Origin of the sequence: Cryptosporangium aurantiacum, from assembly GCF_900143005.1 — a bacterium.
Lineage (GTDB): Bacteria > Actinomycetota > Actinomycetes > Mycobacteriales > Cryptosporangiaceae > Cryptosporangium > Cryptosporangium aurantiacum.
The window spans coordinates 42,279-56,803 of record NZ_FRCS01000027.1 but is presented as its reverse complement, the minus strand read 5'-3'; the positions used below and the strand labels follow the sequence as shown (position 1 = coordinate 56,803).

The 14,525-nt window shown below is 70.3% G+C and carries 16 protein-coding genes; 7 read left to right on the top strand and 9 right to left on the bottom strand.

The features are described 5' to 3' along the window. Positions 1 to 139 precede the first annotated feature (139 nt). The 6 genes from BUB75_RS41475 to BUB75_RS47455 form a co-directional block, all read right to left on the bottom strand. On the bottom strand, positions 140 to 970 hold the full coding sequence (locus tag BUB75_RS41475) for a hypothetical protein (RefSeq protein WP_143175753.1): 831 nt from the start codon (positions 968 to 970) through the stop codon (positions 140 to 142). Between the two features lie 115 nt (positions 971 to 1,085). Then, entirely contained in the window at positions 1,086 to 1,328 is a 243-nt protein-coding gene (locus BUB75_RS41470; RefSeq protein ID WP_073265910.1) for a hypothetical protein, read from the bottom strand. Positions 1,329 to 1,379: 51 nt separating this feature from the next. Then, positions 1,380 to 1,856, bottom strand: a complete 477-nt coding sequence (locus BUB75_RS41465; protein WP_084742424.1) for a hypothetical protein — start codon at positions 1,854 to 1,856, stop codon at positions 1,380 to 1,382. Between the two features lie 111 nt (positions 1,857 to 1,967). Then, positions 1,968 to 2,441, bottom strand: coding sequence for a hypothetical protein (locus BUB75_RS46855; RefSeq protein ID WP_073265908.1), 474 nt, complete (start codon positions 2,439 to 2,441; stop codon positions 1,968 to 1,970). 296 nt (positions 2,442 to 2,737) lie between these two features. After that, the gene (locus BUB75_RS41455) at positions 2,738 to 3,097 is read right to left on the bottom strand and encodes a hypothetical protein (protein WP_073265906.1); all 360 of its coding nucleotides are present in this window, start codon (positions 3,095 to 3,097) and stop codon (positions 2,738 to 2,740) included. Further along, positions 3,094 to 3,768: a hypothetical protein gene (locus BUB75_RS47455; protein WP_073265903.1), complete on the bottom strand. Its 675-nt coding sequence runs from the start codon at positions 3,766 to 3,768 to the stop codon at positions 3,094 to 3,096. Before BUB75_RS47455 ends, BUB75_RS41455 begins: the two co-directional genes overlap by 4 nt. Positions 3,769 to 3,848: 80 nt before the next feature. Between BUB75_RS47455 and BUB75_RS47450 the strand changes: the two genes are divergently transcribed. The 3 genes from BUB75_RS47450 (at position 3,849) to BUB75_RS41435 (ending at position 6,283) form a co-directional block, all read left to right on the top strand. Continuing rightward, positions 3,849 to 4,259, top strand: a complete 411-nt coding sequence (locus BUB75_RS47450) for a hypothetical protein (RefSeq protein WP_073265901.1) — start codon at positions 3,849 to 3,851, stop codon at positions 4,257 to 4,259. Between the two features lie 834 nt (positions 4,260 to 5,093). Then, a complete protein-coding gene (locus BUB75_RS41440; RefSeq protein ID WP_073265899.1) occupies positions 5,094 to 5,708 on the top strand; it encodes a TetR/AcrR family transcriptional regulator in 615 nt (204 codons plus the stop codon). Continuing rightward, positions 5,705 to 6,283, top strand: coding sequence for a TIGR03086 family metal-binding protein (locus BUB75_RS41435; RefSeq protein WP_073265897.1), 579 nt, complete (start codon positions 5,705 to 5,707; stop codon positions 6,281 to 6,283). The genes BUB75_RS41440 and BUB75_RS41435 overlap by 4 nt, the downstream gene beginning before the upstream one ends. A 3-nt stretch (positions 6,284 to 6,286) precedes the next feature. Here the strand turns inward: BUB75_RS41435 and BUB75_RS41430 are convergent, their stop codons facing one another. Further along, on the bottom strand, positions 6,287 to 6,700 hold the full coding sequence (locus BUB75_RS41430) for a PPOX class F420-dependent oxidoreductase (protein ID WP_073265895.1): 414 nt from the start codon (positions 6,698 to 6,700) through the stop codon (positions 6,287 to 6,289). A 59-nt stretch (positions 6,701 to 6,759) separates the two neighbouring features. Between BUB75_RS41430 and BUB75_RS41425 the strand changes: the two genes are divergently transcribed. Then, entirely contained in the window at positions 6,760 to 7,332 is a 573-nt protein-coding gene (locus BUB75_RS41425) for a DUF4232 domain-containing protein (RefSeq protein WP_073265893.1), read from the top strand. Between the two features lie 85 nt (positions 7,333 to 7,417). Beyond that, entirely contained in the window at positions 7,418 to 8,800 is a 1,383-nt protein-coding gene (locus BUB75_RS41420; RefSeq protein ID WP_073265891.1) for a GH1 family beta-glucosidase, read from the top strand. A 43-nt stretch (positions 8,801 to 8,843) separates the two neighbouring features. On the opposite strand, the gene BUB75_RS41415 is transcribed toward BUB75_RS41420, so the two are convergent. Beyond that, a complete protein-coding gene (locus BUB75_RS41415; protein ID WP_073265953.1) occupies positions 8,844 to 9,935 on the bottom strand; it encodes a substrate-binding domain-containing protein in 1,092 nt (363 codons plus the stop codon). 181 nt (positions 9,936 to 10,116) lie between these two features. On the opposite strand from BUB75_RS41415, the gene BUB75_RS41410 reads away from it, so the two are divergent. Next, on the top strand, positions 10,117 to 12,093 hold the full coding sequence (locus tag BUB75_RS41410; protein WP_143175751.1) for a transglycosylase domain-containing protein: 1,977 nt from the start codon (positions 10,117 to 10,119) through the stop codon (positions 12,091 to 12,093). A gap of 5 nt (positions 12,094 to 12,098) precedes the next feature. On the opposite strand, the gene paaK is transcribed toward BUB75_RS41410, so the two are convergent. After that, complete coding sequence (paaK, locus tag BUB75_RS41405; RefSeq protein WP_073265887.1) at positions 12,099 to 13,406, bottom strand: phenylacetate--CoA ligase PaaK; 1,308 nt, start codon at positions 13,404 to 13,406, stop codon at positions 12,099 to 12,101. A 116-nt stretch (positions 13,407 to 13,522) separates the two neighbouring features. On the opposite strand from paaK, the gene BUB75_RS41400 reads away from it, so the two are divergent. Continuing rightward, positions 13,523 to 14,485, top strand: a complete 963-nt coding sequence (locus tag BUB75_RS41400; RefSeq protein WP_073265885.1) for an AraC-like ligand-binding domain-containing protein — start codon at positions 13,523 to 13,525, stop codon at positions 14,483 to 14,485. Positions 14,486 to 14,525 lie beyond the last annotated feature (40 nt).

Genomic DNA, 14,525 nt, shown 5'->3' with positions numbered 1-14,525 from the left:
GCCCGCGGGTGACGTCCTCCTGGACGTTTCCTGGGAGCCCGCTGGGTGCCGGGGGCGATCCTGGGAGCGGTCCGTGGGCGCCCGGCGCTGACCTGCGGGGATGTCCGAGCGAGCGGCGAGATTCTCAGCGGGTTCGCCGCTACGGGCCGGCTACGGAGGGGTCGCGCGTGAGGTCGGAATCGGGAACCGCCGTGCGCTGCACCCGACGCATCCAGCTGTTGAAGAGCTCCCGGTATTCGTTGTCGCGCGCCGATCGGTCATCCGGCGAGAGCCGCTCGTAGAACAGGTACGGCGTCACTTTGTCGTCCCGGCTCCACTCCATGAAGGACATGAAGATCTCGCCGTTCTGGAATCGGTAACCGTGCACGATCGATAAACACGCGTACGGCCGCACCTCGATGGTCAGGCCGCGCCGGGCCATGTCGGCTCGGTGCATCGCGACGAATTCCTGGATGCGTGCTTGCATTCGCCGCGACTCGTCCTCCCAATACGCCGGAAACTGTCCGCATTCGGAAATGAACTCCGGCGAGAGACAGTACAGAACGACCTTCCAGTTCGTGGGCTGGGCTCGCGACGTCACCCAGGCGGAGAGCTGCGGCCACACGGCCGCGAGAGTGTGGCCGAGCACCTCCACTTCACACGGATCGGCCCGGTGCGGATGCGGTGTGTCGCGAAGCCGGTCGACGATCTCGCTGATGTCGTAGATCACGTTGTCGCTGACCTGCTTTTCCAGGGCGCGACGCATGGCGCGAACATCGCGTCCGAGTTGGTAGATCGCGATGATGCACACTTCGAGCATCACGGCGACCAGAGCAGCGATAGCTGCCGTATCGAGCTTGAATACGTACCGCTCGAGGACCGCACGGGTCGGCTCGATCGTCGCGAGAACAAGATAGGTTCCGGTGACCAAGGTCAGGCCGACCGTCACTCTTTCCCAGATTCTCCGCGTACTGCGCGCCACGCTGGTCATTCGCTTTTCGTCCCCGGAACCCTCCACTACACCCCCCAGCGAATTCCTTTGGGGAATGTTACCCTCCGGTTCACCTGCGGGCTACCTGCGGAATGGAGGCCGTGTCCACAGTGACTCAGGCCCGGCGCGGGCCTCGGCTCAGGCCGGGCTGCGGCGGCGCCACGTCGCGGATGAACGCCTGCAGGTCGTTGAGCGTGAAGCTGCTGTGCGGCCGGCCGAACTGTTGCCAGTATCGGTCGAGGGCCCAGTCCAGCGCGTCGTCGACGGACACGCCGTTGGCGCGCTGCAGCGCGACCATCGCCATGATGAAGGCGGAGGTCTCCTTCGAGTACAGGACATCAGGGTACTTCTGCGGCATGCAGCGGACGCTATGCGCAGGCTGGTCCGTCCAAGTCACAAGAGTCTCGAACTAGACACCGGCCGGCCGCGAATCGGCCGCTGGCGCGCGCAGGACGGCAAGCGCGGTCGCGCGGCATCCGCCGGCCAGCAGCAGGCCGAGTCCGATCCCCAGAACCGGGAGACCCAGACCGAACGGCAGGTTCGCCACCGGGTTCAGCGCGTCCTTCTCCGGCACCATGGCAAAGCTGACCGCCACCACCGCACTCGACATGACCAGCGTCCCGGCCGTCGCGACCAGACCGGTCATCGCCGCGGCCGCGGAACCTCCGGCCCACAGCGCGGCGCCGAGTGCCACCGCGAGCCAGACGAATGTGAAGAGCGTCCACCCGCCGCCGCTGCTCAGACCCGCGTACGACCAGCCGGAGAACCACCATTCGTAGTCATCGCCGAGCTTGAACCAGGGCATCAGGTATCCGGCGAGCGCGAACAGAGCTCCGAGGACCATGGCGATGTCGGGTTTGGGGCGCAGGCTCGCAACGTCGTCCACGCCCGCGACCGTAGCCAACGCCGAGCCCGCCGAGGCTCGATTCCCTCGGGCCGTGAAGCGGATTGCATTTGGGAGGGCCCCGCGTCTTCCAAACGCAATCTGCCTGGGCGGTCAGAAGCGCCGCAGCTCGAGGTAGGAGTTGATGATCCAGCCTTCGTCGCCGCCGTGTCTGACAAAACGCCAGTCCACGATCTCGCCGCTGGGCGCCGGTCCGGGTTGGAGCACCGGGCGGCCGTCCTCCGCTGCGTCATAGATGTCGCAGGTTCCTTGCACCAGGCGCGCGACTTGGGTGTTGCTGGTACCAGGTTCGGTGCGCATGCGGGCGGCCGTGGCGAGGATGCAGTACTCGGTGGGGCTCGGCGCCGCCTCTTCGGTGGGTACGTCGGTGACCGTTGGCTCCTCGGCCGTGTCCGTCGGCGCACTGGTCGGCGGCGGAGGCTCGACCACCGCCTCCGACGTCGGCACCGCCTCCGATGGGGGCACCGCCTCCGATGGGGCGGTGAGCGTCGTCCCGTCGCGGTCGCTCTGCACGACGAACGCGGCGGCAGCGCCGAGACCGGCCACCAGCAGCGCGGCGAGGACCACGACCGCCGCGAAGGGCGGAGGTCGTCGCTGCCTGCTGGGGCCATCGGCGCTGGCCGCTGGTGGCGCGACCAGACCGGACCATCGCCACTCCCCTGCCGGATCAGAAAACGACGACGCCGCCGAATCAGCGGACGACGGCGGCTCGACGGGCGGTGGCGCGTCGACGGGCGGCGGCGCCTCGACGGGCGGCGGCGCCGCGCCGGTGCCACGGTGCCACGGTGAGTCCCCGCGAGGCGGCGCCTCGTCCGACGCCCGTGACCAGGGCGACCGGGGCGGAACGCCCGGCCGATCGGGGCTCATCCCGTGCCGCCGGTAATCGTGGAGGCGACCGTGACGAGGTCGGCCACCGGCGAAGCAACCACCCCGGCTGCCCCGAGCGCCGCACCGATCCGCTGGAGCAGCGTCCGAACCCGTCTGCCGTCCGGCTCCGCGCGGTGCAGTTCCGCGAGCGCGGTCTCGAGATCGGCGAGCAGGTCGTCGGTCTGGTCGAGACGCTCGCGGTTGCGCTGCAGCGCCGCACGAATTTCCACGGCGAGCTCGTCGATCCGAGTGTCCACCGGCCGCACGACGGTGTTGTCGCGCCCCAGAACGGAATTGGTGATCGAGACGTCGCCCGAGCCGCTGCTGGACACGCCGTAGTTGACGGAGTCGTTCATCGCGATCCCTCCCTGGTCACGTTGCCCTGCCCCATCACCGAGTTGCTGACCGTCGTGCTGCCGGATCCGAGGTTCTGGACGCCGTAGTTCGCGTTGGAAATCGACGTGTTGAGCACGTTGACGATTCGTTCGCCGAGTTCGGACACGTCGACTCCGGCGTCGACGAGGTATTCCTTCAGGTCCGCGAGCAGACGGCGTTCGACCAGCTTCAGAAAGCGGAAGGCGTCGCTGCGTTGGAAATAGTTCTCCGGCTTGACCGCGCCGATCTCGCGGATGCTGACGACCGCCCCCCGATCTCCCCACGGCTGGCTGTCGAAAACCAGCGCCGATTCGGCGAGCCGACCCCGGAGCCGCTCGCCGAGCGCGGTTACCACGCGCACCGGCGAGGTCAGGATGACGCCCGGCATCTCCCGGATCCCGCGCCAGCCGGCTCTGCTTCGCGCGGGTTGCCCCACGCCACCGATCTGGTGAACCTGGTGGAAGTGGGCCGGCGTCGGCGGCAACAGCAGCGACGTGAACTCGACGTGGAGCATCCCGGCCTGAAGCGTGACCAGCACGTACGTCGTCGTGACGATTTCGCCGCCCCACCCGCTGGCCTGGGCGACGAGTTCGTAGCGGGCGGGTCCGTCCGGGTCGCGGATGACCTCGTCCCGTTCGGCGCGTGTGGGCACCTCACCGGCGAACGGAGAGCGGTAGCGGCCGGCAGAAACATCTGTTCGCCGGCGACGGCCGTGTCGAGCCTCTGGGTGGGGTGTCGCTCGGTGGCGCGGAGTTCGTCGAACCGGCGGCGCAAATGCTCGATCAGGTCCACGGCGTCGAACGGGGCCGGGTGCTGTTCCACCTCCTCGCCCGTCCACGGACGCTCGCCCGGTTGCACGGCCGGCATCAGGCGGAGAGCGAAAGACCAGTCCCGCAGGACCCAGCCCGCGCCCACGAACGGCTCGAACCCCGCATACCGAACGACCGCCGGATACTGCTGGCGTCCGATCGTGCGCATGCGCTCGGTGAGGTGGGCGCGCCAGTCCTGATCGTGGGTGGCCAGCCCGTCGATCGCGCGCTGCGCCGCGCTCCGGTATCCGACGGTCGCAATGGGAATAAGCAGGGCGACGAGGACCGCGAGCCAGGTTCGCGGTTCGACACCGTCGGCCCCGCCCGGACCTGACGAACCGCCGACCGCGAGGTCGAACAGGTAGGTGATCAGAGATTCGAGGTTCGACAGTCCCAAGGCAGCGCCCACGACGACCACGACCACCCAGAGCGCCGACAACCGCAGAGCCCGGGCGAACAGCTCGCCGACCGTCACGTCGCTTTCTCGCCCGTATTTGATCAGGAGTAGGGCGCGCCGGACGAGCGTGCCGAAGTCCCCGATCACGTAGATCACCAGCGCGATGCCGAGTACCGCGGCCCCGACGGTCCCCGAGAGCAGGAACGTCGTGAACAGCGAGAGCAGAACCACCGCGTCACGGGCGAATTCCCACCGCCACGCCTGCCAGCAATGGAACAGCACGAGCGTGGCGTCAAAGCCATGGGAGGGCGCGACAGCTCGCGCCGGCTGAAAATAGACCTGGTTGATCGCGGCCCGGCGGAAATCCCGGTCGACGTAGGCACCGGTCGCGAGATGTGTCGTGGCGTCCGAACGGGACAGGTCGGCCCGTTTCCGCGACCGGCCGGTTTTGGACGCCGTTCGTTGGTCAACCATCGTGGTCCCCCCCACCATGCACTGCGACGCGCAGCGGGATCTGATGCTGCCGGGCAGCACGCGAGCCCGCTAGACACCATCCGGCGGGCATTCGCCCGGCCCGGCGGAGGCGCCTGCGTCGAAGCATCCACAATGCGGAGTGCGGCCCGGCGGTGATATCAGCCGTACAGCGTCAACAGCGTCGCCGGATCGGCCCGGGGAAGGACAGCCGCTGACCCTGCTCACGGGCGGCCCGCGCGGCCGACTGACCGCATCGCGTAGAGTTCTAGAGGAATCCTCTAGAACGCTCGGGGTGCGATGGCCAGGGACGGACGAACACGACTGCTCACGGCGGCGTTGACGCTGCTGGACGAGCGCGGCGTCGTCGCCGTGTCCGCCGAGGACATCCGGGTGGCCGCCGGGGCCAGCGTCGGAAGCCTCTACCACCACTTCCCGACCGGGAAGCCGGCGCTGGTCAGCGCCGTCCTCGACGAGTGGCTCGGCCGCTACCGCGCCGAATCGCTCGCTGCCCTGACCAGCGCGAGCGGGCACGAAGCCGGGATCCGCGCGGTAGTCGGACATTTCCTGCAGTGGGCCGAGGACCATCCCGCGGCCGCACGCGTCCTGCTGCGTTTCGAAGTCGACCCGCCTCCGGAGCGGCCGCTGCCGGCCACTCCGGAGCCGGATCGAGGTGAGGGGCCGACGTTTCTGGAGTCGGTGACTACCTGGCTCACCACCCACGGCCATCCCGACGCCACGCCTACGCCGATCGCCGTCCTCCTCGCGCTCTGGGTGGGCCCGGCGAAGGAGTACACGCGTGGCTGGCTGGCCGGTCGCAGCCCGCACCCGCCCCACGAGGTTGCGGCGCCCGTCGCCGACGCCGCGTGGCAGAACGTCCACCGTCTCCGACCGGCCGAGGGAGGCCCCCGATGACCACTGGCGCCGATCGCCTGACCCACGCGTTGACCCTGTTCGACCGGGCGGTACGCGACGTCCCGGACGGCCGGTGGGACGCTCCGTCCCCCTGTGCGGACTGGACCGCCGCCGCGGTCGTCGGCCACGTGATCGGTGGCCTCGCGATGATCCGGACGATGGTGGCAACCGGGCGGCGTCCCGAACCGCCGTCCGGTGATCCGGCAGTACTCGCGGGCGACCGGCCCGCCGAGACGTGGGAGACCGCCCGTTCCGACCTGCTCGCGACGCTCGCGGCCGCCGACCCCGACGGCACGATCAGCACCCCCGGCGGCGACTTGCCGATCGACGTCGGGCTGGGACAGGCCAGCCTCGAACTGCTCGTGCACGGCTGGGACCTCGCGACCGCGGTCGGACACCCGTTCGCGATCCCGGACGCGCTCGCCGAGCCGCTGCTCGCCGAACTCGAACCCCTCGACGCGGCGCTGCGCCCGACCGGCATGTACGGCGTCCGCGTTCCGGTGGCCGCCGACGCCACCCCGCAGGAACGGCTCCTCGCGTTCCTCGGCCGCACGCCGACCCTGGAACGCGCCTAGCGCTCAGCCCGCGACGACGTCGCGGATGTTCGCGCCGGGGCCGTCGATGTTCCAGGCCACCACCCGCCGCGGCCGGATCCGCAGCACCTCCGGGCTGAAGCCCGGGAGCAGCGCCTCGGCCCGCGACAGCAGCACCGCGGTGCCGCGGATCTCCAGGCCGCGCCCCCGCTGCCCGCCCGGGCCCACCGGCGTCGCCGACTCGTCGTCGACCACAAAACTCACCCGCGGGTCCGCCTCGACGTTCCGGGACTTCTGCGAGCGGGACAGCTCCGGTCCCCCGATGTCGATCGTCTCCGCGTCGGCGTCCCAGAAGTACGCGACGGGCTTGACCTGTGGCGTTCCGTCCGGGCCGATCGTGCCCAGGTGACCGCGCCGCTGGGCGGCGAGGTACTGACGCTCGTCCGAAGTGAAAGTCATGACCTCACCGTGCGCCCTCAACCCGACTTCAGGTCAAGCCCGATGACATCATCGGGCCGGTGAGAGCGCGCGGACTTCTGCTGGTGGTGCTTCTGCTCGGAGCCTGCGGCTCCGGTCCCGATGAGCCGGACGTCTTACGCCCGGCGATGAACAGCCCGTCACCGAACATCACCGCGACGACGCCCGGCGCGGCACCGAGCGGACCCCAGTGCCTCGCACCGGGCGTCGAGGTGTCGATCGGCGAGACCAACGGCGCGATGGGCCTCCGTATGGTCGGCCTCACTCTCCGTAACTGCGGGACGGACGTCTACCGCGTCGAGGGGTACCCCGTGATCACGGTCCTCGACGAAGAGCGGAACCCCCTCGATGTCGCGGTCCTCCACGGCACCGAGCACGTCCACCGGATGGAGCACTTCGCCGGGCCGCCGGAAGTCCTCGACGTCCCGCCGGGCGGCACGGTCGGCGCGGCGCTGGTCTGGCGCAACCTGACCACCGACGCCGCGACGGTCGCACGCGGCGCCTACCTGCGCGTCGCTCCGGCCACCGGGCAGCCCGCCCACACGCTGGAGTTCCCCGTCGACCCGGGCAACACCGGCCGGCTCGCGGTGAGCCCGTGGACCCGCCTGCGCTGACTCGATTCTGACCCCAGCAGTGCGCGAATCCGACCTGGATGCGAAGCTGTGAAAGCGCTATCACACCAGGAAAGCGAGGACCCGCATGTCCTTCCCCGCTGATTTTGTATTCGGCTCCGCCACTGCCTCGTACCAGATCGAAGGGGCGGTGAACGAGGACGGCCGCGGCCCGTCGATCTGGGACACGTTCAGCCACACACCGGGCAAAGTGCTCAACGGCGACACCGGTGACGTCGCCGACGACCACTACCACCGGCTCGACGCCGACCTCGACCTGATGGCCGAGCTGGGCCTGGAGGCGTACCGGTTCTCGATCGCCTGGCCCCGGGTGATCCCGGCCGGCCGCGGCGCGGTCAACCAGGCCGGCCTGCACTTCTACTCCCGCCTGGTCGACGGGCTGCTGGCGCGGAACATCCGCCCGGTCGCCACGCTCTACCACTGGGACCTCCCCCAGGCCCTGGAGGACGAGGGCGGCTGGACGGTTCGCAGCACGGCCGAGGCGTTCGCCACCTACGCGCGCGTCGTCGGTGAGGCCCTCGGCGACCGGGTGCACACCTGGACGACGCTGAACGAGCCCTGGTGCTCGGCCTACCTCGGCTACAGCTCCGGCGTCCACGCGCCGGGGCGGACCGAGCCGAAGGCCGCGCTCGAGGCCGTGCACCACCTGAACCTGGCCCACGGCCTGGCGCTCCGGGAGCTCCGGCAGGTCGTCCGGCCCGACGCGCAGTTCTCGGTGACGCTCAACCTGCACGTCTTCCGGCCGGTCGGCGAGTCCGGCGAGGCCGCACGCCGCACGCTGGACGCGCTGGCCAACGGCGTCTTCCTCGGCCCGATGCTGGAGGGTGCCTACCCGGAGCACGTGCGGGAGGTGACCCGCGAGATCACCGACTGGTCGTTCGTCCTGGACGGCGACCTCGACCTGATCCGGCAGCCGATCGACGTCCTCGGCGTGAACTACTACAGCACCACGCGGGTCCAGGTCTGGGACGGTACCGGCGAGTTCCAGCGCGCCGACGGCCACGGAGCGTCCGCGGCGACCGCCTGGCCCGGCGCGGACGACATCGAGTTCCTGCCGACCGACCCGCCGCACACCGACATGGGCTGGAACATCGACCCGCTGGGGCTCGAGGAGTTGCTCGTCGAGCTGCACGAGCGGTACCCCGGTCAGCCGCTGATGGTCACCGAGAACGGTGCCGCGTTCCCGGACGTCGTCGTGGACGGTCAGGTGCACGACGCCGACCGGACCGACTACGTGCGCCGGCACCTGCAGGCCGTGCTCAACGTCCGGGAGAAGGGCGTCGACGTGCGCGGCTACTTCCTCTGGTCGCTGCTCGACAACTTCGAGTGGTCGTACGGCTACTCGAAGCGATTCGGCATCGTCCGCGTCGACTACGACACGCTCGAGCGCACGCCGAAGGACAGCGCCCGCTGGTACGCGGGCGTGGTGGCGAGCCGCACGCTCGACTGACGCGAGGCCCCGGCCGCGGCGGCTGCGCCGCGGCCGGGGACGATCAGCTCCCCACCTGGTCCGCGCTGTAGTAACCGCTGCCGACGAGAACCGACTCGTAGTTCGACTTGTCGACGCTCACCGGCTGCAGCAGGTACGTGGGGACGACCTTCACCCCGTTGTTGAACTGCGCGGTGTCGTTGATCTGCGGCTCCCCGCCGGTGAGCGCCGCGTCGGTCATCTGCGACGCGGCCTGGGCCAGCTTGCGGGTGTCCTTGAACACCGTGTGCCCCTGCTCGCCGGCCGCGATCAGCCGCACCGACTCCAGCTCGGCGTCCTGGCCGGTGAGCTTCGGCAGCGTGGCACCGCGGTACCCGGCGGCCTTGACCGCGGTGAGGATGCCCCGCGTCAGGTCGTCGTTGGGCGAGAGCACCGCGTTGAGGCGGGCGGACCCGTAGTACTCGTCCAGGATCCGCGTCATCCGCTGCCGGGCGACGGCCGAGCTCCAGCCTGCGGTGGTGACTTCTTCGAACGACGTCTGCCCGCTCCGGACCACGAGCGTGCCGTCGGAGATATAGGGCCGCAGCACGCTCATCGCGCCGTCGAAGAACATCTGCGAGTTGTTGTCGTCGGCCGAGCCCGCGAACAGCTCGATCGTGTACGGCCCGCCGCCGGCTTTGAGCCCGAGCGCCTCCGCGAGGTACGTGCCCTGGAGCACCCCGACCCGGGTGTTGTCGAACGTCGCGTAGTAGTCGACGTCGGCCGTCTCCCGGATCAGCCGGTCGTAGGCGATCACGGTCATCTTCGCGGCGGCGGCCTTCGCCAGGACCGCGGTGAGGCCGGTCGAGCTGACCGCGCCGACGATCAGCGCCCGCGCGCCGCTGGAGATCATCGCCTCGAGCTGGGCGATCTGCTTGGCCTGATCGTCGTCCGCGTACTCCAGGTCCGTGGTGTAGCCCATCTTGCCGAACTCGTACACCAGATTGTCGCCGTCGATGAGCCACCGCGCGGAGACGGTGGTCGGCAGCGCGATCCCGATCCGGCCCTTGTCCGTGGCGGCGTCGTCGCCGTCGCCGGACGAGTCGGAGCACCCGACCGCCACGAGCACGACCGCGACGATCAACGCCGACAGCCGAACGAACCGTGGATACCGCATCTGCGTCTCCCGGAGCAAAGGGCTCTTCCCAGTCCCGTCGGTCACCCGCCGCCGGATCTGAGACGACTTGACCCACAGACACGCGTGTGAACAGCGTTAATTGCGTGGCTTCCGGGGGTTGCCCCAGAATGTGGCCTCGGCGCTGCCGTCCGGTGCGCCGCTCATTGACCCGGGGACGTACATGCCGATCGAGCAGACCGAGATCGCCGAACCGACGCCGACCTCGGGTGGGGCGCCGACGCCACCGGACGACACGGACGCCGCGACGAACGCGGCCGGACCACCACGGCGCCGGAAGTACCTGATCGCGCTCGGCGTCGTCGTCATTCTGCTGTTAGGCGTTGTCGGCAGTTGGACCGCGTACTCCTCCACCGGCCTGACGGCGTTCCCCGCCCCCAGCACGGCCAGCCGGATCCAGTACGCGGACGGCAACACGTTCGCCACATTCGCCACCGAGAACCGGACGATGCTCCGGCGCGAGGATCTGCCCGCCCCGGTGCGGGACGCGGTGCTCGCCGCCGAGGACCCCGACTACTACTCCTCCGGCAGCTCCGCGATCGGCGCCACCACTGGGGCGATCCGCAGCCTGATCACCGGCAGCGGAGGCGACGACTCGATCGCCGAGAAATACGTCCGGCTCGTCGACGCCCAGGACGGCCGCACCGCACGCGCGAAGACCGTGATCCGCGCGCAGAAGCTCGAACGGTCCTGGAGCAAGGACGAGATCCTGATCGCCTACCTGAACACGCTGTACTTCGGACGCGGCGTGTGGGGCCTGCGCGAGGCGGCGACCGCCTACTTCGGAAAGGACGTCGGCAAGCTCACGGTCGCGGAAGGCGCGGTACTCGCCGCGTTGATCGGCGACCCGACGCGGACGGATCCGCAGAAGGACCCCGGGGCGGCCGAGGACCGCTGGAACGACATTGTGGACGCGATGGTGCGCGCCGGCACGCTGAGCGCCGACGACCGCCGCGCACTGACGTACCCGAAGGTCCTGGCGCAATCGCGCTCGGCCACCGCGTGGCGCAACGGGGCGACCGGGGTGCTCGGCGACCGGATCGAGAACGAACTGCTCAAACTCGGCTTCAGCGCCGCGCAGATCAACACCGGCGGCCTGACCGTCCGGACCACGATCGACCCGGCCGCCCAGCGGGCCGCGACGCGCGCCGCGGAGGCCCACGTCAATCCGCGGAGCGGAGACCCCGCGCTGGAGACCGCGATGGTGTCGATCGTCCCGACGACCGGCGCGGTCACCGCGTACTACGGCGGTGACCGGGGCTACGGCAACGCCGACCTGGCCTCGCGCGTCGCGCCCCACCCGGCAGGCGCGGTGTTCGCACCGTTCGCGCTGGCGACCGCGCTGACCGACGGCTACGGCATCGACTCACTGTGGAACGGCACCTCCGGCCAGAGCTTCAAGGACGCCCCCGCGCCGGTCACCAATCCCGGCGGCGACAGCTCCTGCGGGCCGCGCTGCTCGCTGACCTCGGCCACCGTGAAGTCGGTCTCCACCGTCTACTGGGCGCTGACCCAGACGGTGGGCGCCCGGAAGGTCGCCGGGACCGCGGACGCCGCCGGAATTCGCCAGTTGGACGGGCAGACGGGTGCGCAGAACGTCGACTCGTCGCTCGGTCTCGGCCGGACCAGCGTGACCGTGCTCGACCTGGCCTCCGCGTACGCGACGATCGCGAACAACGGCCTCTACCGCGAGCCGTACTTCGTGACCCAGGTGCTCGACGGGGACGGGACGACCGTGCTCTGGGACCGCGCGTCGCACACCTCCGCCGCGAAGAAGGCCTGGTCCGCCGAGGTCGGCCGGGACCTGTCCTACGTCCTGCAGCAGGCGTACGCCGCCGACCCGTCGGTCGCGATCGGCCGGCCGGCCGCGATCAAGTCCGGCGGTCAGCGGTACGGGGACTCCTCGGACGCCTGGCTCGCCGGGTACACGCCCCAGCTCGCGACCACGGTCTGGACGGGGAAGGCCAAGAGCACCCCGATCCCGAGGCGCCAGGCCACGGACGGCCGGATCGACGTCACCGGCTCCGGGGTTCCGGGCGCGATCTGGCGGGACTACATGAAGACGGCGGTGGCCTCGCAGCCGGTCGTGAAGTTCGCACCGCCGGTGCGCGGCGGGACGAAGAAGGGCAACGCCGGTTAGGTAGGTCAGCGCTTGGGGCGCCGGTCGACGATCCGGCGCATCTTGCCGACCGACCGCTCGATCCTGCCCGGCTCGACGACCTCGACCGACACCGAGACGCCGATCCGGTTCTTGACCAGCCGCTGCAGCTCCAGACCGGCCTCGGCGGCGTCCGTGGCCGGTGCGGACTCCCGCCGCTCGACCCGCACGGTCATCGCGTCGAGGTGGCCCTCGCGATCCAGGACGCACTGGAAGTGCGGGCTGAGCGGGGCCGTGCCGAGGATCAGCTCCTCGACCTGCGTCGGGAACAGGTTCACGCCGCGCAGGATGATCATGTCGTCGGTCCGCCCGGTGATCTTCTCGATCCGGCGCATCGTCCGCGCGGTGCCGGGCAGCAGCCGGGTCAGGTCCCGCGTGCGATAGCGGATCACCGGCATCGCCTGCTTGGTCAGCGACGTGAGGACGAGTTCGCCCTCCTCGCCGTCCGGTAACACCTCGCCGCTGATCGGGTCGACGATCTCCGGGTAGAAGTGGTCCTCCCAGACGTGCAGGCCGTCCTTGGTCTCGACGCACTCGTTCGCCACGCCGGGGCCGATGATCTCGGACAGCCCGTAGATGTCGACGGCGTGCATGTCCAGGCGCTGCTCGATCTCGCGCCGCATGTCGTTGGTCCACGGCTCGGCGCCGAAGATGCCGACCCTGAGGCTGGTCGCGCGGGGATCGTCGCCCTGACGCTCCATCTCGTCGACGAGCGCGAGCATGTAGGACGGCGTCACCGTGATGACGTCCGGGCGGAAGTCCCGGATGAGCTGGACCTGCCGCTCGGTCATACCGCCGGAGACCGGCACCACCGTACAGCCGAGTTTCTCCGCACCGGCGTGGGCGCCGAGGCCACCGGTGAACAGCCCGTAACCGTAGGCGTTGTGCAGGATCATGCCCGCGCGGCCTCCGGCCGCACGGATGCTGCGGGCGACGACCGTCGCCCACACGTCAAGGTCCTCCTGGGTGTAGCCGACGACGGTCGGCCGCCCGGTCGTTCCGGACGACGCGTGAATGCGGACGACACGCTCGCGCGGTACCGCGAACATGCCGAACGGGTAGTTGCGCCGCAGGTCCTCTTTGGTGGTGAACGGCAGCGTGGCCAGCGCGTCGAGCGTTGTGACGTCGTCCGGGTGCACGCCGGCGGCGTCGAACGCCGCGCGGTAGTGGGCGACGTTGTCGTAGGCGTGCCGGAGCGTCCACCGCAGGCGCCGCAGCTGCAGCGCGCGGAGCTCGTCGACCGACGCGGTCTCGATCGGCTCCAGATCGCCGGGGCGAGGGCTCAGATCGTCCATCCCCCGAGCCTGTCACCTGCGGTGACGACCGACTTGACCGTTCGCGCAAGGCTCTTGACCGGACGCCCACACCTGGCATCGTGTGACGGGAGGCACCGGAACAAGGGAGTTCCACGATGACCGTTGAGCTGCACGAGGGCCCGGGTGCCGAATTCGAGGAGTGGGAAGACGCGATCAGCCGGACGTTCGTGCCGCTCCGGGCGTGCCGTCCGGCCGCGTCGGTCACGGGCTTCCGCGGTGACGTGACGGCCACTTCGTTCGGTTCGGTGGTGCTCGCCGAGGTGCGGACGGCGTCCGCGACCGACGTCGAGCGCACGCCGCGCCTGATCCGGCAGACCGACCCCGAGCTGTACAAGTTCGGGCTGCAGCTGTCCGGCTCGTGCGTGCTCGAACAGGACGACCGGCAGGCCCGCCTCGACCCCGGCGACCTCGCGATCTACGACACGTCCCGCCCGTACCGGATCGCGTGCAGCGACGGGTTCGCGATGATCGTCGCGATGTTCCCGCGCCATCTCGTCCACTTACCGGAGCAGCGGATGGCGGAGCTGACCGCGGTCCGGCTGTGCGGCGACACCGGTCTCGGGCGGCTGGTCGCGCCGCTGCTGCGCGGGTTGACGTCCGAACTCGACGGCGACCGGACCGGGATCACCACCCACCTCGGCGACGCGATCGTCGACCTGGTCACCGCGGCGCTGGCCGAGCGGATGGCGCTGCCCTCGACGGCCGGCGCGCGGGACCCGCACCGGGCGCTCGTCACGCAGGTCCGCGCGTACATCGACCAGCATCTGCCGGAGAGCACGCTGTGCACGCAGAGCATCGCCGAGGCGCACTTCGTCTCCGCGCGGCTGCTGCAGAAGGCGTTCGAGGCCGAGGGGACGTCGGTCTCGGCGCTGATCCGCAGCCGCCGCCTGGAGCGGTGCCGCCGGGATCTCGTCGACCCGTTCCTCGCGGACGTGCCGCTCGCGGTGATCGGCCACCGCTGGGGGTTCCCCGACGCGGCGCACTTCTCGCGGCTGTTCCGCGGCGTGTTCGGCGCGTCGCCCCGCGCCTACCGCAAGGCCCACGTCCGTCTGCGCTGAGCGGCCCCGGCGGCCGCGACCGGCTCAGCGGCCGCGACCG

What these genes read in the sequence shown, in the direction of transcription:
- BUB75_RS41475 (WP_143175753.1), bottom strand. Translation starts at nt 970, where the DNA reads ATGACCAGCGTGGCGCGCAGTACGCGGAGAATCTGGGAAAGAGTGACG.
- BUB75_RS41470 (WP_073265910.1), bottom strand. Translation starts at nt 1,328, where the DNA reads ATGCCGCAGAAGTACCCTGATGTCCTGTACTCGAAGGAGACCTCCGCC.
- BUB75_RS41455 (WP_073265906.1), bottom strand. Translation starts at nt 3,097, where the DNA reads ATGAACGACTCCGTCAACTACGGCGTGTCCAGCAGCGGCTCGGGCGAC.
- BUB75_RS41440 (WP_073265899.1), top strand. Translation starts at nt 5,094, where the DNA reads ATGGCCAGGGACGGACGAACACGACTGCTCACGGCGGCGTTGACGCTG.
- BUB75_RS41435 (WP_073265897.1), top strand. Translation starts at nt 5,705, where the DNA reads ATGACCACTGGCGCCGATCGCCTGACCCACGCGTTGACCCTGTTCGAC.
- BUB75_RS41430 (WP_073265895.1), bottom strand. Translation starts at nt 6,700, where the DNA reads ATGACTTTCACTTCGGACGAGCGTCAGTACCTCGCCGCCCAGCGGCGC.
- BUB75_RS41420 (WP_073265891.1), top strand. Translation starts at nt 7,418, where the DNA reads ATGTCCTTCCCCGCTGATTTTGTATTCGGCTCCGCCACTGCCTCGTAC.
- BUB75_RS41415 (WP_073265953.1), bottom strand. Translation starts at nt 9,935, where the DNA reads ATGCGGTATCCACGGTTCGTTCGGCTGTCGGCGTTGATCGTCGCGGTC.
- BUB75_RS41410 (WP_143175751.1), top strand. Translation starts at nt 10,117, where the DNA reads ATGCCGATCGAGCAGACCGAGATCGCCGAACCGACGCCGACCTCGGGT.
- paaK (WP_073265887.1), bottom strand. Translation starts at nt 13,406, where the DNA reads ATGGACGATCTGAGCCCTCGCCCCGGCGATCTGGAGCCGATCGAGACC.
- BUB75_RS41400 (WP_073265885.1), top strand. Translation starts at nt 13,523, where the DNA reads ATGACCGTTGAGCTGCACGAGGGCCCGGGTGCCGAATTCGAGGAGTGG.